Here is a 22,133-nt window from a genome sequence, read left to right on the forward strand (position 1 = left end):
AAGCTATGACCGGACCGGATCTGGACTCGCTGCGCCTGCTGGTGCTCGTCGACGACCTCGGCAGCATCGGCCAGGCGGCGGGCGCACTCGGCATCGCCCAGCCGTCGGCGAGCAAACGGCTGTCCACTTTGGAACGCCAATTGGGACTGTCCCTGGTGGACCGGACCCGCCGCGGCTCGGCCCTGACCCCGGACGGCCGGGTGATCGCGGGCTGGGCCCACCGCGTGCTGACCGAAGTGGACGGTCTGCGCACCGGCGCGGAGGCCCTGCGCACCCAGCGCGGCGCGCAGCTGCGGGTCGCGGCGAGCATGACGCTCGCCGAGCACTTCGTGCCGGCTTGGATCGGCGAGGTCAAGCGGACCGGGCCGGACACCTACGTCGGGCTCGAGGTGGTCAACTCCGAGCAGGTCGCCGACCTGGTCGCCCGCGGCCGCGTGGATCTCGGGTTCGTCGAGTCGCCGGGACCGTGGCCGGGCTTGGCGACCCGCCGCGTCGCCACGGACCGGCTGGTGGTGGTGGTCCCGGCCGGGCACGCGTGGGCCCGGCGGCGCCGTCCGCTGACGGCGGGCGAGCTGGCCGCGACGCCGTTGGTGGTCCGCGAGCCGGGCTCGGGAACGCGCGAGACGGTCGAGGCGGCGTTGCGCCGGGTGGGGGCGGGGCCGGTGACACCGTTGCTGGAGCTGGGATCGGCGTCGGCGGTGCGCAACGCGGTGATCGCGGGCGCGGGGCCGGCGGTGATCAGCGACCTCGACGTGGTGCGCGAGGTGGCCGGCCGGCGGCTGGTGCCGGTGCCGGTGGAGGGGGTGGAGCTGGGCCGGGTGCTGCGAGCGGTGTGGCCGGCGGGCCGGCGCCTGACAGGCCCGGCGGCGGACCTGCTGACGCTGGCGGTGAAGTCGGGTTCCTGAGGGGTGCCGCCTTTCGTGGGCCGAGGGTGCCCGCTTCCTGGTCGGGGGTCGGCTTGCCGTCGGTCGGTCGGTCGGCTGTGGGCGGGGCTGAGGTGGCCGCATTCCACTTGGGGTGATCGGGGTCGGCTTGCCGTCGGTCGCGCGGCTGTGGCCGGTGGCCGTCTGGGCCGGGCTGAGGTGGCCGCATTCCGTTCGGGGTGATCGAGGTCGGCTTGCCGTCGGTCGGGCGGCTGCGGCTGGTGTCCTTCGCGGCCGGAGCTGTCTGCTTCCTCGTCGGGCGCGGGAAGTCGCCTTGCCGTCGATCGAGCGGCGATATATCGTGTGAATGTCGCCGATACGATATGGAGGTCATCATGGAGATGAGCGCAGGCGCGGACCGGATCTTCGCCGGGTTCGGGAAGCACGGGGGACACCACGGACCGGGGCACGTCGGGTTCGGGCACCCGGGGCATGGGATGCCCGGTCATCCCGGGGCGGGGCACCTCGGTCCGGAACACGGCGTGCCGGGGCACGAGGACTGGGACGGCGGCCCGGAGCTGGCGCGCGGCTTCCCGCCGCCACCACCGCACCCGCCCCAGCCTCCGGGTTTCCCCGGTTTCCCGGGCGGTCCGGGCTCGTTCGGCGGCCCGGGCGGCTGGTTCGGCGGTGCCGGCCCGTTCCAGCGGGTCCGCGAGTTCCGCGGCGGCGGCCGCCCGCCGGCCCGCCCGGTGCGGCCGGCGGTGCTGGCGTTGCTGGCCGAGGAGCCGATGCACGGCTACCAGCTGATGCAGGAGATCCGCCGCCGCACGCACGACCGCTGGCGGCCGAGCCCGGGCTCGGTGTACCCGATCCTGCAGCAGCTGGAGGACGAAGGCCTGGTCCACACGGTCGAGACGGCTGGTCGCCGCGTGGCGGAGCTGACCGACGCGGGCCGCGAGCACGTGGCGGGCCGCGAGGCGGAGTTCGCGGCGCTGTGGGAGGAACCGGAGGAGGAGCCGGGCGCGGATCGCTTCGCGGCCCTGTGGCACGCACTGGGCGAGCTCTCGGGAGCGGCCGCGCAGGTGGGGTACAGCGGCAACGAGGCCCAGGTCGCCGAGGTGAAGAAGATCCTCGCCGACGCCCGCCGCCGGGTGTACGCGGTCCTGGCCGACGCGGGCCTGGAGGACGAGGACGCCTGACGCCCGCGCCTGGCGTGGCTCGTGCCGCGGCTCCGGCCGCCGCCCCGAGCCACGCCCACCCGGGCCGATGGCTCACGGCCAGATCGCGCCGGGTTCCGCTAGTGCCGGCCGGGCCCGCTGATGCTGGCCGCGCCTCGCCGGTGCGCGGCCCGGGTTCCGCTGGTGCCGGCCCCACTCTGCCGATGTCGGCCACACCTCGCCGCGCGCGGCTCAATCCGCCGGCGCGGGCTGCACTCAGCCGGCGCGGGCCGCGCCCCGTCAGCGCCGGCCTCGCCGGCCGGGGTGGATCGTCCACATCGGACGGTCCGTCGGCGGGGTAGGCTCCACCCATGGAGGAGAAGGACTTCGCCGCCCACCTCACCGCGACCATGACCGGCAGCGCCCTCACCATGCTCATCGGGGTCGGCCACCGCACCGGGTTGCTCGCCGCCGCCGCGCGGGGGCCCGCCACCAGTGGCGAGCTCGCCGCGCGCGCCGATCTGCACGAACGCTACGTCCGCGAATGGCTCGGCGCCATGGTCACCGGCGGCATCTTCACCTACGACGGCCGCGAGTACACCTTCCCGCCCGAGCACGCCAAGTTCCTGCTCGGCGAAACCGCGTCGAACCTCATGCCGTCCCTGCTGACCCTGTCCGCCTTCACCGCCATCCTGCCCGACCTCGAGCGCGCGTTCGCCGAAGGCGGCGGTGTCCCCAGGTCCGCCTACGGGCCCTACCTCGAAACCCTCGGCGCGAAAACCGGCGACAGTTGGAAGCACATCTACCGCGAACACCTCGTCGACGGCTTCTTCGGCGTGGTCCCCGGCCTCAACGAGCGGCTCACGGCCGGCGCGCGCGTGCTCGACCTCGGCTGCGGGACCGGGAACGCCATCGCCGTCGCCGCCCGGGCCTTTCCCGCCTCGCACTTCACCGGCCTGGACATCAACCCGGACGTCGTCGCGCAGGCCGGCGAACACAAGCCCGTCAACGCCGAATTCGTCGTCGGGGATGCCGCCGAGCTGCGTGCCGATCCGCCCTACGACGTCATCACCGCGTTCGATGCCGTCCACGACCAGGACCGGCCCGACGTCGTGCTCCGCCGGATCCACGACGCCCTCGCGCCGGACGGGCTGTTCTTCATGGTGGACACCAACTTCTCCAGCCACCTGGAGCGGAACGTCGGCAACCCGCTGGCCGCCCTCACCTACGCGATCAGCCTGATGTACTGCACGACGACGTCACTCGCCGAGGGCGGCGCCGCGCTCGGGGCCGTGTGGGGCACCGAAAAGGCGTCGGAAATGCTTGCGGACGCGGGGTTCCGGCACGTCGACGTGCTCGAATCCCCGCGCCCGCAGAACTGCATCTACGCCTGCCGGCCGTGACTCACTGCTGGTACGGCGCCGCCGCGGCCTTGGCCGCGGTGATCAGCGCGCCCTTGTTCTTCGGCCAGAACGTGCTGTCGACGCACGTGTAGCGCGGCAGGAAACCGCCGCACGTGCCGCTCGAGCCGCCGACCTCGAACGTCACGCTGGCGACGCCGAGCTCGCCGTAGGTGAAGTCGTCGGTGGTGCCGGTCGTGTCGTAGCCGACCGTCTCCTCGTTGGTACCGACGAGGTACCCGTTGGACGCGGCGTACTTCGCGCCGAGCCTGCGGTACTGCGCGTCGTTCGGCGATGTCGCCTGGGTGAAGCCCCACGGGATGATGATGTCGTTGCCGTAGCTGTGCAGCGTGATCATCGTGCCCTTGGCCGTCGCGGGCGCCGGGTCGTTGTTGCCGGTGCCGCGCTGGTCCGGGAAGATCGCGCGGGCCAGCTTCTCCAGCGCCTGCACCTCGGGCTCGGAACCCGCGCTCACGCCCTGGTAGGTCTCGGAGCAGGCGGAGTTGGAGTCGCCGCCCCACTTGAACGTCGAGTTGCGGTTGAGGTCGACGCCGATGTTCGTGCCGCTGCAGCCGCGGGAGTTGTTGGCGTTCTTGCGCTGCAGCTTCGGCGAGTTCCCGCCGGAGGCGACGATGTCGACGCCGTCGGGGTTGGCGATCGGCACCACCCAGACCTCGGTGGTGTCCAGAATGGACTTCGCGGTCGCGTCGGTGGCGTAGCCGTCCGCGAGGTAGTCGATCCAGCGCCAGGCGAGCTCGCCGGTCGACAGCTCACGCGCGTGGATCTGGGCCATCAGGAAGAACTTCGGCTTCGTCGACGTCGTCGACAGCGTGCAGTCGCCGGCCTGCTTCTTGGTCAGGCAGATCGCCTGGACGTCGTGCCCGCCCTGGCCCTTCAGCTTCTTCCAGGACTGGCCGATCGTGTACTTCGTGGCCAGGTCGGGGTGCGCCGAGGCGACCTGGGCGAGGTGGTTCTCGTGCGCGGTGACGGTCCGGTACCCGCCGTAGTAGGTGTCCGCCGCCAGCTTGTTCGTCTCGGCGGGCAGTTCTTTGTAGACGGTGTCGAAGAACGACGGCCGGTACCCGAGCGCCCGCAGCTTCGCGGCGACGGCCCGCCCGCCGACGACGTTGACGCTGCCGGCATCGTCCCCTTCTTCGACGTCGAACCCGGCATCGGTCAGCGCCTGTGCCTGGGCGGCGGTGGCCGGGACGCGCCAGAACACCGGCGTGTCCGCCGTCTGCGCGACGGCGGTACCGCCGAGCACGGAGGTGAGCAGGACCCCGGACGCCGCGAGGGCGAGCCGGGACAGGGACCTTGACGCCATCGGGGGATCTCCTCACGCCGCACGGATGGAGGTCCGGTCGGAACCCGTGGTCACCGTACCGGCACGCACAGTGTGTCGGCCCGGTGCAAAGGGGTCATACCCCCGAAAGTCGCGAAACGCCGGAATGCCGAAGGGGCACTTCCCCGGGAAAGTGCCCCTTCGGATCGGACGACGCCGACCGCTACTTCTTCAGGCCGTGTTCGATCGCCTCGATGATCCGCGGCCGCAGCTCGGCGGCCGAGATGATCGCGTCCACCGAGCCGACCTCGACCGCTCGCTGGATGCTGTGGACGCGGTCGAACTCCGCCGCCACTTCGCTGACCTTCTCCGCGCGGACCGACGACTGGAGCTCCGCCAGCCGGGCGTTCAGCGCCGCCCGGGAGGCGCCCGTGGCCGACGTCACCTGGGCCTGCAGCTCCGTCACGCGCGGGTCGTTCGCCGTGCGGTTGTTGACCTCGCCCGCGAACACCACCGCCGCCGCCGGGGCGCCGCCCAGCACCGAGGCGAACGAGCCCTCCAGGGCCAGCACCGTCATGTTCGGGTTCAGCGCCTTGGAGAACACCACGAACGCGCCGCCGTGGTAGCGCGAGATCACGGTGAACACGATCGGGCCCTGGAAGTTGACGATCGCCCGGCCGATTTCCGCGCCGTACTCCAGCTGCAGTTTGCGCAGGGACTCCGGCGAGCCGTCGAAGCCCGACAGGTTCGCCAGCACCACCAGCGGCCGGTTGCCCGACGCCGCGTTGATCGCGCGGGCCGTCTTCTTCGACGACCGCGGGAACAGCGTGCCCGCGGTGTAGGTGTCCGGGCCATCGGTGGGCGGGAAGCCGCGCCGCGGCACCGAACGCGACTCGATGCCGACCAGGCAGACCGGGCGGCCGCCGATGTGCACGTCCTGCACCGCGGACGTCTCCGCGTCCGCCATGCCCGCCCAGCGCTCCAGCACCGGGTGGTCCTGGTCGGACAGCGCGCGCATCACCGTGCGGATGTCGAACGGCTTCTTGCGGTCCGGGTTGTGCTCGGCCGAGAAGATCTGGCCCACCGTCGTGAAGTCGCTGCCGGCGATCGCGTGCGGGAACGGCGAGACGTCGCGGTCGACCGGGTCGCTCGTGCCCACCTTGCGCGGCCCGGCCTCGCCCGGCACCACGTACGTGTGGTCGTAGTGCGCCATCAGCACTTCGCGCGCGGCCGGCAGGTTCGGCGCCCAGTACTGCGCCTGGCCGTTCGGGCCCATCACGCGGTCGTAGCCGCCGATGCCGAAGTTGTCCTCGGCCGACACGCCACCCGAGAAGTCGAGCGCCTGCTTGCCGGTGAGCACCATCGCCGAGTCCGGCGTCATCACCAGGATGCCCTTGGTGTGCATGAGCATCGTGGCTTCGGCGTTCCAGTACGGCTGGGCGCCGACGTTGATCCCGTTGACCACGATGTTGATCTCGCCGCCGTCCTGGGTGAACGTGACGATCCGCTTGAGCGCCGCGGCGACCCAGTCCATGTTCTCGGTGCCCGAAGACATCGAGATCCGCGCGCCCGACGACAGCGCGAACCACTCCAGCGGCACCTGCATCCGCTCGGCCAGGTCGAGCGCCGCGATCACCCGCGAGCACTCCGGCTCCGACAACGCACCCAGCGACTTGGTCGGGTCGCCGAGCAGCACGACGCGGGTGACGCCCTCGGGGTGCCGCTCGGTCGGGGTCGTGACGACACCGGCGATGATCGCCGCGGTGTTCTTGCCCTTCGGCCGGTCCACCGGCACCAGGACACCCGAGGCGTCCAGGTCGTGCTCGGTGAAGGTGCCCTCCGGACCGGAGAGCAGGCCGGTGATCTCGTACGGGTAGACGGTCCCGCGCCGCGCCGCGCGCAGCACCTTCAGGCGGTAGTCGTCGAGCGGCTTCACCGGCTCGGTCGACGGCGCCTCGACGTGCAGCCGCGCGCCGTGGCCGGGGTCGAGGGTGATCCGGACGGCGAGCTCGGTCAGCTTGCCCGCGTCCGTGCGCCGCCGCGCCAGGAACTGGACCTCCTCCAGCCCGGCCCCGACCGACGTCGGCAGGATGCGCTGGACGAGCTGGTTCAGCTCCTCGGTGGTCAGGTCGGTCGGCGGCCAGATGTACATCATGATCCGGTTCGTGTCGAACCGCTTGTTCTGCGGCCGCTGCGCCTGGATGTTGCGGATCGCGTCGAGGCAGGCGGTGACCGCGTCCTCGAGCGCGGGCAGCGCGACCAGCCGCCCGTCGGCTTCGCGCAACGGCGTCAGGTCGCGGACCTGGCCCATCGCGATCAGCCGCTCGTCGGCCGGGTTGGTCTTCGCCGCGGCCTTGAACAGGTAGATCTCCTCGTCCGCCGACGGCAGGCGGGTGAGGTCGAACTCGCGCAGCCGCTCCAGCTGCAGGCGCTGCGCGATCTGCGGGTGCAGGCCGCGGATCAGACGGTCCTCGGTGAAGCTGTCGCCGTCGCGCTCGAAGGTGAAGTGGTGGTGCATCACCGCGCCACCGGTACCGGCCACGGTGATCACGACCCGGCGGACGCCCGCGGGCAGCGGGTTGTCCGCCAGCAGCGTGCCGAGCCGCTCCGCGGTCGCGTCGACGTCCGGCTGGTCCTCCCAGCGCAGGTACAGGTCGGCGACCACGCCGTCGGTGGCCACCTCGCCGAGCGCGCGCAGGGCGTCCGGCAGCTCGGCGATGTCGACGGCGGTGGTGACCAGCGGCAGCACGCCGCCGGGGGCGTTCAGCTCGGCCGTCAGCCAGCGGTGCCCGCCGGCTTCGCGCACGGCGACCCCGGACAGCCGCCGGTTGCCGTAGTAGCGGCGGGTCAGCACTTCCAGCAGCGGCGCGCGATCCCGGCCCGGACGCGCGATGCGCTGCCCGATCAGCCGCACCAGGGGCTCCGAGCCGGTGATCATGGCCTGGATCCGCTCGGCGCGGTCCGGCGCGTCCGGGTGCTGGTCGAGGTAGGTCAGCTCGGTGCGGACGGCGGCGTAGACGCGGGCGCGGTTGCGGCGCAGCAGCGGCTGGGCGAACCAGCGGAAGACCACGCCGCGGGCCAGGTCGGACACCGCGGGGAAGCGCACCTGCGTGGCTTCGACCAGGTGCTCCAGCGTGAGCCCGGCGCGCTCGCTCAGCGCCTCGGCCGGCGGGGCCCCGGTCAGCCACTGCCGCAGCAGTTCCGAGACGACCGCGATGTCGGCCGCCATCCGCTGCTGGGCCAGGAAGATCCGGAAGACCGCGGCCTCCAGCTCCGGCGTGCGCTCCAGGTCCTCGACGCCGTAGTGCGCGAGGACGCGCTTGAGCTTCACCTGGAAGCCTTCGGTGACGCCGGCGCGTTCGACGTCGAGGCTCTGCAGGTAGGTGTGGAAGAACTCGCGCGGGCTGTGCACCGCGCCGTTCGGCACGGTGTCTTCGCCGCCCGGGGTGTTGCGGCTCAGCTCGGACAGGTCCGCGAAGACGGTGAGCAGCTCCAGCTCGCCCTCGACCGGCCGGTTGCCCAGCTCGGTGCGGGCCTCCAGGTACGCGGCGACCAGCCGCTTGCGCTCGGCCGGGTCGACGTCGAAGCCGAGCAGCAGGCTGCGGAGGTCCTGCAGGCCGCGTTCGACGCGCTCGGCCGCGGAGACGCCGTCCGGCACCGAGGGCAGTTCGATCTCGACGGTTTCGGTGTCGTCGGCCGCTTCGTCCGCGGCGTCGTCGGCCAGCGGTTCCAGGCGCATCAGCGGCGCACCGGTCTCGACCTGGCTGCCGACGGACACCGGGCATTCGCGGACGCGGGCGCGGAACGGCGCGCGCAGCACCGTCTCCATCTTCATGCTCTCCAGCACGAGGATCGGCGCGTTCGCCTCGACCTCGTCGCCGACGGCCAGCGGCGTGGCGACGACCAGTGCGGGCGCGGGGGAGCGGACTACGCCGCCTTCGTCGCGGCTGATGCGGTGGGTGACGCCGTCGACCTCGACGAGGTGGATCGGGCCGTGGGTGGCCGAAACGAGCCGGAAGCGCCGGCCGTTGACCAGGATCTGGCCGCTGTGGGCGTCGAACCGGTCGATCTCGATGTCGGCGTGGTGGACGTCGGACGCGCCGGCCGAGATGCCGACGCGGAAGCGGCTGCGCCCGGCCCTGGCGACCGAGACGCGGTAGCCGACGCCGCGGAGCTTGAGGTCGAGCGGGCGGCCGCTCTCGTGCTGCACCTGCGGGCGCCCGCCGTGCGCGGTGGACAGCAGCCGCTGGACGGAAACCTCTTCTTCGTCCTGGTAGGCCTCGATGGCGGCCGCGGCGAGCGCGATCGCGGAGTGCCGGTGGGTGACCAGGCGGCCTTCGGCGCGGACGCGGTCGATCCAGCCGGTGTCGGCGCTGGCGTCGATCACCTCGGGCTGGTCGAGCAGGTCGAGCACGAAGCTCTTGTTGGTTGCGCCGCCTTCGATGATGACGGTGGTCTCGGCCATCGCCCGGCGCAGGCGGCCGAGCGCCTCGTCGCGGTCGCGGCCGTAGGCGATGATCTTGGCGATCATCGAGTCGAAGTCGGCCGGGATGGTGTCGCCCTCGCTGACGCCGGTGTCGACGCGGATGCCGGGGCCGGCGGGCAGGGCCAGCCGCGCGATGCGGCCGGGGGAGGGCGCGAAGTCGCGGTCGGGGTCCTCGGCGTTGAGCCGCGCTTCGACCGCGTGGCCGCTCTCGGCGGGCTGGGTGCCTTCGAGCTTCCCGCCGCCCGCCACGTGCAGCTGCAGCTTGACCAGGTCGGTGCCGGTGGTGATCTCGGTGATCGGGTGCTCTACCTGCAGGCGGGTGTTGACCTCGAGGAAGGCGAACAGCTTCTCGCCCGGGTGGTACAGGAACTCGACGGTGCACGCGCCGCGGTAGCCCACGGCCACCGCGAGCCGTTCCGCCGACGCCTTGAGCTCGGCGGTCTGCGCGGGCGCGAGGACCGGCGACGCCGACTCCTCGATGATCTTCTGGTTGCGCCGCTGCACCGAGCAGTCGCGGACGCCGAGCGCCCACGCCGTCGCGCCGTCGGAGATCACCTGGACTTCGACGTGCCGGGCGCCGGTGACCAGGCGCTCGAGGAAGACGACGCCGGACCCGAAGGCGCGCAGGGCTTCCTGGCTGGTGCGCTCGTAGGCGTCGGCGAGGTCCTCGCCGGAGGCGACCATGCGGATGCCGCGCCCGCCGCCGCCCGCGGTGGCCTTGAGCATCAGCGGGTAGCCGATCTGCTCGCCGGCCTTCAGCGCGTCTTCGAGGGTCGCGACCTCGCCGCGGCTCCACGGCGCGACCGGCACGCCGACCTCTTCGGCGATCAGCTTCGCGCCGATCTTGTCGCCGAGCTTGCGCATCGCGTCCGCGCTCGGCCCGACGAAGGTGACGCCGACCTTCTCGCACAGCTCGGCGAACGCCGGGTCCTCGGCCACGAAGCCCCAGCCGACCCAGGCGGCGTCGGCCTTCGTCTCGACCAGCGCCTTCTCCAGCTTGGCCAGGTCGAGGTACGGGCGGGCCGAGGCCGGGCCGAGGTCGTAGGCCAGGTCGGCCTCGCGGACGAACGTCGCGGTGCGGTCGGCGTCGGTGTAGAGGGCGACCGTCTCGATCCGCGTCCCGGTTTCCGCCGACAGATCCCGGACGGCGTGGATGAGCCGCATCGCGGCCTCTCCGCGGTTGACGATGGCGACACGACTGAACACCGGCTGAGCCTCCCAAGTACCCACGCGCAGAAGGCGACGTACCCGTCGTGGAACGTCGCCTGCACTTGTCTACACCCTGGTGGATGAGGATGGGTCGGACCAATGTCCGCCATGGCGCATGCCGGAGCGGCTGAGTTGTGGGAACCCGACAAAAAGCGACCCGCGCCACACCGTGTGGACCCGCTTTCACGCGAGGTTCGCGACAAAGCACTCAACGCGAGTGCGAACGGCGGGTGACGCGGAAGCGATCAGGAGGCGAGCAGGACCCCGCCGTCCAGCACCTGGCCCAGCTCGCGGCGTTCGGCCTCCGACAGCGAGACGGCGGCGACGTCGCTGCGGCCGTCGGACCCGGGCGCGGTGGTGACCACCAGCGTGGGCCGCCCGTCCACCTCCCGCAGCGTGACGCGGCCACCACAGGCCAGGTCCACGGTGATGCCCGGGCGCTCGCGATGCCTGCCCAGCCAGCGGCCGACGAAATCGAAGGTCATCGCGGTCTCCCCTCGGTACGGTGCACTCCCCCGGAAGCACAGGTGCCCAGTGGTGATGCCCCGGATACCTCGGGTTTACACCCGTTCGAGCGAAACGGTGGGCCGGCACCCCCCGACGTGGTGCCGGCCCGTCCGCTCTTCCCGGTGGTCAGCGCAGGGGTGCCTCCAGGACGTACCGCTTCGCGAGCCCCGCGCCGCAGTCGACCTCGACGGTCCGCCGGACGACCGGGGCACCGTCGTCGCCGCGCAGGGCGTAGCCGACCGCCGTCGAGTCCGGGATCGTGCGGACTTCGGCGGGCACGCGGCCACCGGCGGCCAGCCGGCGCAGCAGCCGCTGCATCGGCGCGTCGAGGGCCTCGTCCACGGTGGCCGGCTCGCGCGTGGCTTCCCCGGCCGACGGCGGTGCGGTGGGCGCGCCGTCGCTCAGCCGCTCGACCTCGCGGGTGGCGTCGACGATCGTCGTCACCGTGCCGCCGCCGTCGATGGCGACCCGGACCTCGCCGAGCCCGGGGGTGACGACCGGGTGGCCGTCGACCAGCTGCGTGAACACCACGTGCGTCTCGCGCACCCGCGGGTCGGCGACGTCGTCGGCGGTGCCGCCCGCGTGGTACTGGTGACGCACCTTGTCGGCGACCAGGTCCACCCGGTCGGCCAGGCCGAACGTCTCGACCGCGTCCTGGGCGATCCGGACGGCTTCGTCCGCGCTCGGCGCGTCCCGGCCGGTGCCGTCGGCGTCGGCGAAGGTGATCTCGCGGACGCCGCGGTGGTCGACGCTCAGGCGCGGCCCGTCCTGGCCGGCGCCCAGCACGACGCCGTGCGGGCCCATCGCGTCCTCCGGTACCCCGCCGCCGAGCCGGACGCCGTAGTGACCGGCCAGCTCGGCCAGCCGCGACGGCGAAAGCCGCTGCGGCGCGAACCGGGCGGTCTGCACCGAGCCGGGCAGCTCCAGCCGCGGCGCCCGGATGCTCTTGGCGGCGTCGTACCAGGTCCACCACCACCAGTTCTTCGACGCGGCGGCGGTCTGGAAGGTCCCCTCGTTCCACAGCCGGTCCTGCGCCTCGGCCTGCGTCGCCCCGCACGCGACGGCCGACGGCGCCTGGTGGTGGTCGATGTCCCAGGAAGCGTCCAGCCACGCCTTGCTGAACTTGTGGCCGTTGCCGTTCCACTTGCTGAAGAAGTAGGCGCCGTAGTTCGGGCTGTCGACGCTGGTCGTCTCGAAGCCGAAGATCATCCGCAGGCCGAGGTTGGCCGCGTCCCAGGTGCGGATCGGGCTGTTGCCGTCGCCGATGCGCAGCGAGAGGCAGGTGGAGAAGAAGAGGTAGCGCGCGACCTCGTTGCCCAGCCGCATGTCGGCCGAGCTCGCCCAGGCCGACCCGCCCCAGGTGCCGCCCATCGGCATCCAGAAGACCCCATTGCCGTCCATCGTCCCGTGCCCGGAGTGGTACTCGGCGACACAGGCGTCGAAGCCGTAGGTGCCCTGCCAGTCGTCGTACTGTTCGCCGTAGATCCACGACAGCACACCACCGTCGGTGTACCAGAAGTTCGGCGCGGTGAACTGCTTGACGTAATTGTAGAAACCACCGGCGTCGTCGTGGGTGTAGGAAAGGTCGTTCATCCCGGGCGGGAAGTCCTCGATGGAGCAGACGCCGTACCGGTTCGCCCCCCGGTCGGCCGCGAGGCCGGTCCCGGAGCCGAACGGATCGGCCGAGGTCAGCGCCCGCGCGCTGGCGGGTGCCCCCGGTGGCGCGGTGACCACGCCGTTCTTGAGCAGTGCCATGATTCCTCCCCGTGGGTGGCAGAATGCAGCGATCGGACGGTAGCCGCCAACGCGGTGAAAACTTTCGGATACATCTTTTTGCCACACCTTCAGCGCAATTTTTTCAGCGCTGCACCGATTCCGTGGGACGTTTTTGCGAGAAGCCGGGAAGCGGTCAGCGGGCACCGGCCACAGTGGACGGCCACGAGGTCCCGCCGACGGCCGCGGCGAAATCTCGCCGAGCGGGGGGCTCGGCCGAAAGTTCACCGCCGGTTCGCGTCCGAGTTCGCCTGGCGGGCCTACCGTCCGATGCGGAGGTGCGCATGAACGACTTCAGCCGCCGGACGCTGTTGCGGGCCGGTGGGGTGGCGGCGGCCGCGGGGATGCTGCCGGGGGTGGCGTTCGCCGATCAGCCGGGCGGGACGAGCCGGACGCAGACCGTCACCGGGACGCTGAAACCGGACGTGCCGGACTGGTACTACCTGCCCGTCGACGTCCCGCGCGGCGTCCGGCAGATCGACGTCGTCTACTCCTACGACAAGCCGCCGGTGCCGGCCGGTACCCGCGGGAACGCCTGTGACATCGGCATCTTCGGCCCCGAAGGCCACGACGTCGGCAACGCGCGCGGCTTCCGCGGCTGGTCCGGCGGCTTCCGCGACCGCTTCTCGATCAGCGCGTCCGAGGCCACGCCCGGCTACCTCGCCGGCCCGATCAAGCCCGGCCGGTGGCACGTCATCCTCGGCCCGTACACCGTCGCGCCGCAGGGGCTGAACTACCGGGTGGACATCACGCTCACCTTCGGTCCCGACGGCGCGCCGTTCAAACCGAACCCGGCCCCGGAAACCGCTCCGGCGCGAGACAGGGGCCGCACCTGGTACCGCGGCGACAGCCACCTGCACACCGTCCACTCCGACGGGCGGCGGACGCCGGAGCAGCTCGTCGCCGACGCGCGCGCCGCCGGGCTCGACTTCATCGTCTCCACCGACCACAACACCTCCAGCTCGCAGCTGGTCTGGGGCAACCACGCCACCGACGACCTGCTGATCCTCAACGGCGAAGAGGTGACGACCCGGTCCGGGCACTGGCCCGCGCTCGGCCTGCCCGCCGGCACCTGGATCGACTGGCGCTACCGCGCGGCCGACCCGCGGGACTTCCGGCGCTTCACCGAGCAGGTGCACCGCGCCGGCGGCCTGGTCACCGCGGCGCACCCGTTCGCCAACTGCTTCGGCTGCACCTACGAATTCGCCTACGAGCTCGCCGACCTGGTCGAAGTCTGGAACGGCCCCTGGACGCAGGACGACGAGGCGAGCGTCATCCACTGGGACGGGCTGCTGCGCGGCGGCCGCTTCATCCCGGCGATCGGCGACTCCGACGCGCACCACCCGGACCAGCGCGTGGCCCTGCCGCACACCGTCGTGCTCGCCGACCGGCTGCGCCGCCGGGAACTCCTGGCGGGGCTGAAAGCGGGCCGTTCGTGGCTGGCGGAATCGGCGTCGGTCCAGCTGGAGTTCACCGTCTCCGGCGGCGGCAGGAGCGCGGGCATCGGCGAGCGGCTCGCCGCGGGCACCGGAACCCCGGTGACCGTCAAGGCGGTCGTGGCCGGCGTCCCGGGGACCACGGTGACGTTCCTCGACCAGCTCGGCCCGGAACACAGCGAGCCGGTCGGCGACTCGGGTGCGGCCACGGTCACCTGGACGACCTACCCCCGCTACAGCCGGTGGGTGCGCGTCGAGGTCCGTCGCCCGTCCGGCGGCCCGAACACCACCGTGCCGAACGCCATGGTGGCGATGTCCAACCCGATCTTCCTCGGCCCCGCCGACTGAACCCGCACCCGGGGTACCGCGTCCTCCGTTTGGCAGACTGGTGCGAACGGGTGATGGGGAGGCAGGGTGCGCGGTTGTGGCCTGAAGGTGGCCATGGTCCTGGGTGCGGTCGTGGTGCTGGTCGCGGCGATCGTCGTGGTGGTGGCGTACACGCGTGGCTCGGTGAAGACGCCGGGGTGCACGGTGGCGCTGCCGGGGGACAACGCGACCGCGTACACGTTCACCCCGGAGCAGATGAACAACGCGGCGACGATCTCGGCCGTGGGCACCAAGATGGGGCTGCCGGCCCACGCGGCGACGGTCGCGCTGGCGACGGCGTTGCAGGAGTCGAAGCTGCGCAACCTCGAGGGCGGTGACCGCGACTCGGTCGGGCTGTTCCAGCAGCGGCCGAGCCAGGGCTGGGGCACGATCGCCCAGCTGCGCGACCCGGTCTACGCGGCGACGGAGTTCTACGAGAAGCTCGAGAAGCTGCCGAACTGGGAGACGCTGCCGATCACCGAGGCCGCGCAGGCGGTCCAGCGGTCGGGCGTCCCGGACGCGTACGCGCAGTGGGAGCCGCAGTCCCGCGCGATGGCCGCGGCGTTCAACGGCCAGTTCCCGGCCGCCCTGACCTGCCGCAACCTGACCTTGGCGGCCCCCGCGGACCTCGCCGCGGCGGCGACGGAGGAGCTGGGCACGGCGGGGTTGAGCGGTCCCCACCCGACGGGTCAGGGCTGGACGTACGCGACCTGGCTGGTCGCCCGCGCGGAAGCGCTGGGCGTGGACAAGGTGAGCTTCGCCGGCCGGACGTGGACGGCGGAATCGGGCGCCTGGGCCGACGATGCCGCCGCGGGCCAGGACCTCGCGCTGCACCAGACCGCGGCGGCCCAGGTCAGCGAGTAGCGCGTGGGTCAGTGAGGTGCCGGGCGGGTCGCGGCGGCCCAGCGGACCGCCGGGCCCATCGCCCAGCCCGCGCCCAGGAACACCGCGCCCAGCAGGAGCCAGCCCGGGACGCCCCAGCCGATCACCACCGTGCTCAGCAGGACCGGGCCGATCGCGCGCGCCACCGAGATGCCGCTGCCGAAGAAGCCCTGGTACTCGCCCTGCCTGTCCGCCGGCGCCAGCGCGAAGCCGATCTCCCACGAGCCCGCCGACTGCAGCATCTCGCCGAGCACCTGCACCAGCGCCCCGGCCACGAGCACGCCGAACGCCACCGCCGGTGACGTCCCCAGCGCCGACAGCGCGAACGCGACGCACGACGCCAGCAGCACCACCCCCGACCGGCGCACCATCCGCGCCGCCGAATCGAGCGAGGTCAGCCGGCCCGCGACGCGGACCTGCAGGACCACCACCACGACCGTGTTCAGCACGAACAACGCCGACACCGTCCAGCCCGGCGCCGCGGTGCGTTCGACGATCCACAGCGGGATCGCGACGCTCAGCAGCGGCATGCGCAACAGCAGGACCGCGTTGAGCAGGGTCACCAGCGCGTACGGCCGGTCGCGCAGCACGGCCGACTTCGGCGCTCCCGGGCGCGCGGACGTCCGGGGCACCGCCGGGAGCGCGTGCAGCAGCACCGCCGTCACGACGAAGGCCGCCGCGTCGAGGACGAAGACCGTCAGGTACGCCGAAGCCGTGTCGGCCGACAGCGCGAGGCCACCCAGCCCGGCGCCGACGGCGAGGCCCGCGTTGCCCGCGGACTGAAGGTGGGCCCGGACGCGCGTCCGCCGCTCCGGGTCGGCGAGGGTGGCCAGCAACGCCTGGCGGACCGCGGCCAGCCCCGTCTGGCAGCTGCCGTAGAGGCACGCGGCGAGGACGAACGCCAGCGGCGAGCGGACGACGAGGAACGCGAGGATCGACGTGGCCGTCGCCAGGGCCAGCAGCACCGCCGAGCCGCGGGCGCCGTGGCGGTCGGCCAGGTGCCCGAGCGGCACGCCCGCGACCGAGCCCACCGCCCACCCCAGCGTGAGCCCGAGTCCCACCTGCGCCGGCGTGAGCCCGGCGATCCGCGTGAAGAACAGGACCGAGCAGGTCAGGAACGCGCCGTCGCCGAGCGAGGCGACCAGCTGCGCGGCGGCGAGCATGCGCCCGGCCGGCCGGGTCTTCGGACGTTCGAGAAGCGCTGTCATGGGAAGAACGGTAGAGCGGAACTTGGCCCGATCCCAGATCCAATTCTCGACCGGTCGATTGGGCCAATATAGGCTCGCCTGATGGACTTCCACGTCAGCCTGGCCGGCCGCGGCGACCTCAGCGTCCGCATCTATCGCCAGCTGCGTGACGCCGTCCTCGACGGCAGGCTGCGCGCGGGGGAGCGGCTGCCGCCGACGCGGGAACTGGCCCGGCGCCTGGCCGTCTCGCGCAACACCGTCGCGGTCGCCTACGACCGCCTCACCGCCGACGGCTTCCTCACCGGTCGCGCCGGCGCGGGCACGTACGTCTGCGCGGAACTCCCGGCCCCGAAGCCGCGCCGGGCCCCCTCGGCGCGCGGGCCGCAGCCGAAGGCGGTGTGGCGATCGCTCCCGCCCCCGGCGGCCGCGGCGCCCGACCCGGTGTTCGACTTCCGCGTCGGCATCCCCGACGCCACGCTGTTCCCTCTGGACACCTGGCGGCGCCTGCTCGCGCGGGAACTCCGGGACACCGCCGGGTTCGCCCACTACGCCGAGCCCGGCGGCCACCCCGGGCTGCGCGCGGCGATCGCCCGGCACGTCGGCGTCTCCCGTTCGGTGCGCGCCGACGCCGGCGACGTGCTCGTCACCCAGGGCGCCCAGCAGGCCCTCGACCTGCTGGCCCGGGTGCTGCTCGAACCGGGTGACCGCGTTGCCGTCGAAGAGCCGGGCTACCGGATGGCCAGGCTGCTGTTCGCCTCGCACGGCGCCGAAGTCGTCGGAGTGCCGGTGGACGGCGAAGGCCTCGACGTCGCCGCGCTGCCGCCGCGCACGAAGCTCGTGTACGTCACGCCGTCGCACCAGTTCCCGCTCGGCACGCCGATGTCCCTCGCCCGGCGCACGGCGCTCCTGGCGTGGGCCGAGCGCGCCGGCGCGGTCGTCGTCGAAGACGACTACGACAGCGAATTCCGGTTCTCCGACCGGCCGCTGGAACCCCTGCAGAGCCTGGACCGCGACGGCCGGGTGGCCTACGTCGGGTCGTTCTCGAAGACGCTGCTTCCCATGCTGCGCCTGGGTTTCCTGATCGCCCCGGCGTCCCTGCGCGACGCGCTGCACCACGCCCGGCAGCTGTCGGGCTGGCACGGCGACCTGCCCGCCCAGGCCGCGCTGGCGGGGTTCATCGACGAAGGCCTGTTCGCCCGCCACCTCCGCCGGGCGACGAAGGTCTACGCGGACCGCCACGAGCGCATCACGACGACCCTGGAACGGGTTTTCGCGGGCCGGCTCAGCCCGGTGCCGTCGGCGGCGGGCCTCCATCTGTGCGCACTGGCCGGTACTGAGGCGGACCTGGACCCGATCGCGGCCCGCGCGGCCGCGGCCGGGGCGGCGATCCAGACGCTGTCCGACCTCTGCGGCGGTTTCCCGCGCCAGGGCGTGGTCCTCGGCTACGGCTCGATCCCCCTGGAGAGCATCGACGCCGGGCTCGCGGTGCTGGACGAGGCCTGGGGTTCGGCGTAGTGGTCGGTCCGCCGGCGCAGGGCGAGCAGGATCCCGCCCGCGCCGGTGAGCGCCGCGGTCGTCAGGATCATCAGCCAGCCGCGGCGGAAATCCGCCAGATCCGGCGTTCCCGCGAAGACCGCGACGAGCACCGCGGTGCCCAGGACCGTGCCGATCTGCCGGGCCGTGTTCACCATCGACGAGCCCGCGCCCCAGCGGGACGGCGGCAGGACCGTGCCCACCACTCCCGACAGGCTCGGCAGGATCAGCCCGACGCCGAGGCCGGTCAGCAGCTGGCCGGGCAGCATCGACGCGGCGTAGTCCGGCGTCGATCCCATGCGCAGCAACCAGATCAGCGCGCCGGCGCCGAACGCGACACCGCCGAGGGCGACGACCGGGCCGGGCCCGGAGCGGTGCACGAACCGGCCGCCGAGGACCGACACTCCGACCACCACCAGCGGGCCCGGGGCGAGGGACAGCCCGGCCACCAGGATCGAGTCGTGCCAGATCGAGGTCAGGAACAGCACGTTGCCGAACAGCATCGCCGCGAACCCGGCCGCGAACACCCCGGTGGTGAGGCAGGCCAGCCACAGCGTCGGCACGCGCAACGCCGGGAGGTCCAGCACCGGCACCGGGTGCCGCGCCGAGCGCAGCGGGACCCAGGCCAGCGCGACGGCGGCCACCGCGAACGCCAGCAGCACCGGCTGCGCGCCCCAGCCGCGGTCGGACGCCTCGACCAGCGCGTACGCCAGCGCGCCGACGCCCACCAGCAGTCCCGCCGCACCCAGGACGTCGGGGACGCCGGTCGACGTGTCCCGCGACTCGCGCAGCAGCCGCGGCCCGGCCAGCAGGGTCACCGCGCAGATCGGCAGGTTCACCAGGAACACCCAGCGCCAGGACGCCTCGACGAGCAGGCCGCCGACCGGCGGGCCGAGCGCCGCGGCCGCCGCGCCCACCGACGCCCAGACGCCGACGGCGAGGGGCCGCCGGTGCGGCGGGAACGCCGTCAGCAACAGGGCCAGCGACGTCGGCATGACGAGCGCGGCACCGATCGCCTGCACCGCGCGGAAGGCGATCAGCACGGGGATCGAAGGCGCGGCGGCGCAGGCGGCCGAAGCGAGGGTGAACACCGCGACGCCGGCGAGGAACAGCCGGCGGCGGCCGTAGCGGTCGGCCAGGCGCCCGGCCGGGGCGAGGCAGGCGGCGAACAGCACCGTGTAGCCGTTGAGCACCCACGACAGGGTCGCCAGGTCGTCGCCGGGGAACGCGGCCCGGATGCCGGGGAAGGCGATCGTGACGATGAACGTGTCCAGGCTCGCCAGGAACGCGGCCGTCGAGACGACGAGCAGCACGAGGCCGGGCTTCGGCGGGGCGGGAGTCATGGTCCTCCTAGGTTCAATAAAGCAACCTAGCTGGACCGGGTGGGTTTCAACAAGAGACTCAGGCGGCGGCGCGCTCCTCGGCGCGGGCCTGCAGCGCCGCGAGGGTGTGCTCGATCGACCGGACGTTGTACCCGGGGCGGTCGGCGCGGCCGGTGACCCGCGGCCCCATGAACTTCCGCACCACCCAGCTGCCGATCCGGTACCAGTTCTCGGTGACGACGCAGCCGTTCGCGGCCGGCGCCAGCACGTACTCCCACCGCGAGACCCGCGAGCCGAACGGCGTGCGCACGTCGAAGGCGAACCGGCGGCCCGGCTCGAACGCCACCACCCGCACCCGGGTCCACCACTGCAGCTCGCCGTTGCGGTTGCGGCCGCGGAACCGCGCGCCGAGGGCCGGCCCGGTGCCGTCCAGCCACCGGCCGCCGACGTTCTCCGGGCTCAGCTCGCCCATCCGCGGCAGGTCGGTGACCCACGACCACACCGTGCCCGGATCGGCGGAAACGGTCACACTGCGCGAAATCGTCGGCTCCACGCTCCGACGGTGACAGCGGCCGCGGTGGCCGGGCAAGGCGCCGGAGCGGAGTCCGCAGCCGAGAAGAGCCCGCCCGGGAAAACGCACCGCCCGGATCGGGTTGTGAACCCCCTGTTCTGGGTATTACGCGCGCGGAGCAGTCCCACGACACGGAGGGTGCGGTGGTCAGCGTGATCCCGATCGAAGTGGTGGGGATGGCCGTTCCGGTGCCCGGTGAGGCGCCCCTGATGCTGCTGCGCGAACCGGAGGGCGCACGCCGGTGGCTGGCGATCATGATCGGGTACGGCGAGGCCGAGGCCCTCGTGCGCGCGCGGGAACAGATCGCGCAGCCGCGCCCCGGCACCATCGAGCTGCTCGGCGACGTCCTCGCCGCGTTCGGCCAGGGCCTCGCCGCCGTCGAGCTGACCGAGGTGCGGGACGGCATCTTCTACGCCGACCTCGTGCTCGCTTCCGGTACCCGCGTGTCGGCCCGCCCCAGCGACGCGGTCGCGCTCGGCCTGCGCCAGGGCGCGCCCATCCGCGTCGCCGAAGAGGTGCTGGACGTCGCGTCCGTGCAGCTCGAGGTGGAGCAGGAGACCGAGGGCCCGGCCGCCGACGTGCTGGACACCGAAGCCGAGGTCGAGCGGTTCCGCGCCGAGCTCGACGGCCTGCGGCCGGAGGACTTCGACGACCGGTAAGAGAATCTTCTCCCGCCGGACCGATGAGTTCCGGTGGCGGCGCCGGTACACCCACCGGAAGCCGCGGGCGACGGGAGAACGATGCAGGACTTCGCGACGCGCACCGAACCGCACCGGCGTGAGCTGCTGGCGCACTGCTACCGCATGCTCGGCTCGGTCCACGAAGCCGAAGACCTGGTGCAGGACACGCTGGTCCGCGCCTGGAAGGCGTGGGACGGCTACGACCCGGCCCGCGCCTCGGTGCGCACCTGGCTCTACCGGATCGCCACCAACGCCTGCCTCACCGCGCTGGAAGGGCGCGCCCGGCGGCCGCTGCCGTCCGGGCTCGGCGGCCCGAGCGACGATCCGGGCGCGCCGCTGACGCCGTCGTTCGAAATCCCCTGGCTGCACCCGTTCCCGGACGCCCTTCTCGACGACCCGGGCCACCGCCTCGCCCGCCGCGGCACGCTCCGGCTGGCGCTGCTGGCGGCGATGCAGACGCTGCCGCCGAAACAGCGCGCGGTGCTGATCCTGCGGGACGTCCTGGAGTTCACCGCGGCGGAGGTGGCCGGCTTCCTCGACACGACGCCGGCCGCGGTCAACAGCGCCCTGCAGCGCGCCCGCGCCGGCCTCGGCGACCTGTCGGCGGACGAGGTGCCCGAACCGGACGACACCGCGGTCGAAGCGGCGCTCGACCGCTATGTGCGCGCGTTCGAACGCGCCGATGTCGCCGGTCTCGTCGAGCTGCTCACCGACGACGTCGTGCTGGAGATGCCGCCGGTGCCGCTGTGGTTCCGCGGCCGCGACGACTACGGCCGGTTCATGGACCGCCTGTTCGGGATGCGCGGCCCGGAGTGGCGCCTGACGCGCACGGCCGCCAACGGACGGCCCGCGCTCGTGGCGTACTGCCGCGACGACACCGGCGTGTTCCGGCTGCACACCCTGCAGGTGCTCACCGTGCGGGACGGGCGGATCGCGCACAACGTCGTGTTCGCCGACCCGGGCGTCCTCGCGCTGTTCGACCTCCCGGCGACTCAGCCGGCGGCGCGGGCTTCCGAGGGACGGCCGTAGGCGCCGCCGTCGTTGCTGCGCTGCAGGAGACCTTCGTCGACCAGGTAGCGGCGCAGCGTCGCGTGGTCGTCGTGGACCATCGACAGCTTCTCGCGGACGTCCTGCTCGGTGTAGAGCCGGCCCGGCTCGAAGCGCTCGGCCAGGTAGTCGAGCAGCAGCTGCCGCCGCTTGCCCGAGTGCGGGATGGAGACGAGCCGCCCGTGGCGGAAGAGGGCGTCGAGCGGGTCGACCGGAGCCTTGGCGAGCGCGTCGCGGAACACCGTCGGCACGGCCCGGTAGCGGCCGCCGGCTTCGGCGACGAGCCCCGCGCCGACGAGCCGCTTGACGAGCTTGGCCGGGGCGTGGGCCGCCTCGAGGCCGTCGGGGGCGGTGCAGATGCGGGCGAAGAGCTGCAGCCGGTCCTCGTCCGCGAGTGCGGAGACCAGCGCTTCCGGTACGGCCATGGTCTGC

Annotated in this window: 16 protein-coding genes; 8 read left to right on the forward strand and 8 right to left on the reverse strand. The window is 73.0% G+C overall.

The features are described from left to right. The first annotated feature begins 5 nt into the window (after nucleotides 1–5). The 3 genes from H5965_RS36430 (at nucleotide 6) to H5965_RS36440 (ending at nucleotide 3,423) form a co-directional block, all read left to right on the forward strand. A complete protein-coding gene (locus H5965_RS36430; RefSeq protein WP_310975558.1) occupies nucleotides 6–905 on the forward strand; it encodes a LysR family transcriptional regulator in 900 nt (299 codons plus the stop codon). A 353-nt stretch (nucleotides 906–1,258) separates the two neighbouring features. After that, complete coding sequence (locus tag H5965_RS36435) at nucleotides 1,259–2,062, forward strand: PadR family transcriptional regulator (RefSeq protein WP_310975560.1); 804 nt, start codon at nucleotides 1,259–1,261, stop codon at nucleotides 2,060–2,062. A 329-nt stretch (nucleotides 2,063–2,391) separates the two neighbouring features. Then, the gene (locus tag H5965_RS36440) at nucleotides 2,392–3,423 is read left to right on the forward strand and encodes a methyltransferase domain-containing protein (protein WP_310975561.1); all 1,032 of its coding nucleotides are present in this window, start codon (nucleotides 2,392–2,394) and stop codon (nucleotides 3,421–3,423) included. Between the two features lies 1 nt (nucleotide 3,424). Here H5965_RS36440 and H5965_RS36445 read toward each other — a convergent pair whose 3' ends face one another. The 4 genes from H5965_RS36445 to H5965_RS36460 form a co-directional block, all read right to left on the reverse strand. Then, on the reverse strand, nucleotides 3,425–4,744 hold the full coding sequence (locus tag H5965_RS36445; RefSeq protein ID WP_310975562.1) for a M14 family zinc carboxypeptidase: 1,320 nt from the start codon (nucleotides 4,742–4,744) through the stop codon (nucleotides 3,425–3,427). A gap of 181 nt (nucleotides 4,745–4,925) precedes the next feature. After that, nucleotides 4,926–10,394, reverse strand: a complete 5,469-nt coding sequence (locus H5965_RS36450; protein ID WP_310975565.1) for a biotin carboxylase N-terminal domain-containing protein — start codon at nucleotides 10,392–10,394, stop codon at nucleotides 4,926–4,928. A gap of 248 nt (nucleotides 10,395–10,642) precedes the next feature. Next, complete coding sequence (locus H5965_RS36455; protein WP_310975569.1) at nucleotides 10,643–10,882, reverse strand: hypothetical protein; 240 nt, start codon at nucleotides 10,880–10,882, stop codon at nucleotides 10,643–10,645. A gap of 148 nt (nucleotides 10,883–11,030) precedes the next feature. Beyond that, nucleotides 11,031–12,659, reverse strand: a complete 1,629-nt coding sequence (locus H5965_RS36460; protein ID WP_310975571.1) for a DUF6345 domain-containing protein — start codon at nucleotides 12,657–12,659, stop codon at nucleotides 11,031–11,033. A 296-nt stretch (nucleotides 12,660–12,955) separates the two neighbouring features. Here H5965_RS36460 and H5965_RS36465 point away from each other — a divergent pair, with 296 nt between their 5' ends. Next, a complete protein-coding gene (locus H5965_RS36465) occupies nucleotides 12,956–14,461 on the forward strand; it encodes a CehA/McbA family metallohydrolase (protein WP_310975573.1) in 1,506 nt (501 codons plus the stop codon). Nucleotides 14,462–14,554: 93 nt separating this feature from the next. Next, a complete protein-coding gene (locus H5965_RS36470) occupies nucleotides 14,555–15,343 on the forward strand; it encodes a hypothetical protein (RefSeq protein WP_396136977.1) in 789 nt (262 codons plus the stop codon). A gap of 8 nt (nucleotides 15,344–15,351) precedes the next feature. Here H5965_RS36470 and H5965_RS36475 read toward each other — a convergent pair whose 3' ends face one another. Further along, complete coding sequence (locus H5965_RS36475; protein WP_310975576.1) at nucleotides 15,352–16,569, reverse strand: MFS transporter; 1,218 nt, start codon at nucleotides 16,567–16,569, stop codon at nucleotides 15,352–15,354. An 81-nt stretch (nucleotides 16,570–16,650) separates the two neighbouring features. Between H5965_RS36475 and H5965_RS36480 the strand changes: the two genes are divergently transcribed. Next, nucleotides 16,651–18,063: a PLP-dependent aminotransferase family protein gene (locus tag H5965_RS36480; protein ID WP_310975578.1), complete on the forward strand. Its 1,413-nt coding sequence runs from the start codon at nucleotides 16,651–16,653 to the stop codon at nucleotides 18,061–18,063. On the opposite strand, the gene H5965_RS36485 is transcribed toward H5965_RS36480, so the two are convergent. Together H5965_RS36485 and H5965_RS36490 are read right to left on the reverse strand one after the other, a co-directional pair. Then, nucleotides 17,991–19,424, reverse strand: a complete 1,434-nt coding sequence (locus H5965_RS36485) for an MFS transporter (RefSeq protein ID WP_310975579.1) — start codon at nucleotides 19,422–19,424, stop codon at nucleotides 17,991–17,993. The two genes, H5965_RS36480 and H5965_RS36485, sit on opposite strands and share 73 nt — an antisense overlap. Nucleotides 19,425–19,482: 58 nt before the next feature. Next, nucleotides 19,483–19,956, reverse strand: a complete 474-nt coding sequence (locus tag H5965_RS36490; RefSeq protein WP_310975580.1) for an SRPBCC family protein — start codon at nucleotides 19,954–19,956, stop codon at nucleotides 19,483–19,485. 161 nt (nucleotides 19,957–20,117) lie between these two features. Between H5965_RS36490 and H5965_RS36495 the strand changes: the two genes are divergently transcribed. Both H5965_RS36495 and H5965_RS36500 read left to right on the forward strand, forming a co-directional pair. Further along, a complete protein-coding gene (locus tag H5965_RS36495) occupies nucleotides 20,118–20,633 on the forward strand; it encodes a bifunctional nuclease family protein (protein ID WP_310975581.1) in 516 nt (171 codons plus the stop codon). A gap of 81 nt (nucleotides 20,634–20,714) precedes the next feature. Next, entirely contained in the window at nucleotides 20,715–21,683 is a 969-nt protein-coding gene (locus H5965_RS36500) for a sigma-70 family RNA polymerase sigma factor (protein WP_310975583.1), read from the forward strand. On the opposite strand, the gene H5965_RS36505 is transcribed toward H5965_RS36500, so the two are convergent. Continuing rightward, a complete protein-coding gene (locus tag H5965_RS36505; protein WP_310975585.1) occupies nucleotides 21,647–22,126 on the reverse strand; it encodes a DUF2087 domain-containing protein in 480 nt (159 codons plus the stop codon). The two genes, H5965_RS36500 and H5965_RS36505, sit on opposite strands and share 37 nt — an antisense overlap. Nucleotides 22,127–22,133 lie beyond the last annotated feature (7 nt).

This window comes from Amycolatopsis sp. 505, assembly GCF_031625235.1.
Classification (GTDB): Bacteria; Actinomycetota; Actinomycetes; order Mycobacteriales; family Pseudonocardiaceae; genus Amycolatopsis.

Bases quoted from the DNA above. Each gene is read 5' to 3' on its own strand.
- H5965_RS36430 (WP_310975558.1), top strand. From the start codon at position 6: ATGACCGGACCGGATCTGGACTCGCTGCGCCTGCTGGTGCTCGTCGAC.
- H5965_RS36435 (WP_310975560.1), top strand. From the start codon at position 1,259: ATGGAGATGAGCGCAGGCGCGGACCGGATCTTCGCCGGGTTCGGGAAG.
- H5965_RS36440 (WP_310975561.1), top strand. From the start codon at position 2,392: ATGGAGGAGAAGGACTTCGCCGCCCACCTCACCGCGACCATGACCGGC.
- H5965_RS36445 (WP_310975562.1), bottom strand. From the start codon at position 4,744: ATGGCGTCAAGGTCCCTGTCCCGGCTCGCCCTCGCGGCGTCCGGGGTC.
- H5965_RS36455 (WP_310975569.1), bottom strand. From the start codon at position 10,882: ATGACCTTCGATTTCGTCGGCCGCTGGCTGGGCAGGCATCGCGAGCGC.
- H5965_RS36460 (WP_310975571.1), bottom strand. From the start codon at position 12,659: ATGGCACTGCTCAAGAACGGCGTGGTCACCGCGCCACCGGGGGCACCC.
- H5965_RS36470 (WP_396136977.1), top strand. From the start codon at position 14,555: ATGGTCCTGGGTGCGGTCGTGGTGCTGGTCGCGGCGATCGTCGTGGTG.
- H5965_RS36475 (WP_310975576.1), bottom strand. From the start codon at position 16,569: ATGACAGCGCTTCTCGAACGTCCGAAGACCCGGCCGGCCGGGCGCATG.
- H5965_RS36480 (WP_310975578.1), top strand. From the start codon at position 16,651: ATGGACTTCCACGTCAGCCTGGCCGGCCGCGGCGACCTCAGCGTCCGC.
- H5965_RS36485 (WP_310975579.1), bottom strand. From the start codon at position 19,424: ATGACTCCCGCCCCGCCGAAGCCCGGCCTCGTGCTGCTCGTCGTCTCG.
- H5965_RS36500 (WP_310975583.1), top strand. From the start codon at position 20,715: ATGCAGGACTTCGCGACGCGCACCGAACCGCACCGGCGTGAGCTGCTG.
- H5965_RS36505 (WP_310975585.1), bottom strand. From the start codon at position 22,126: ATGGCCGTACCGGAAGCGCTGGTCTCCGCACTCGCGGACGAGGACCGG.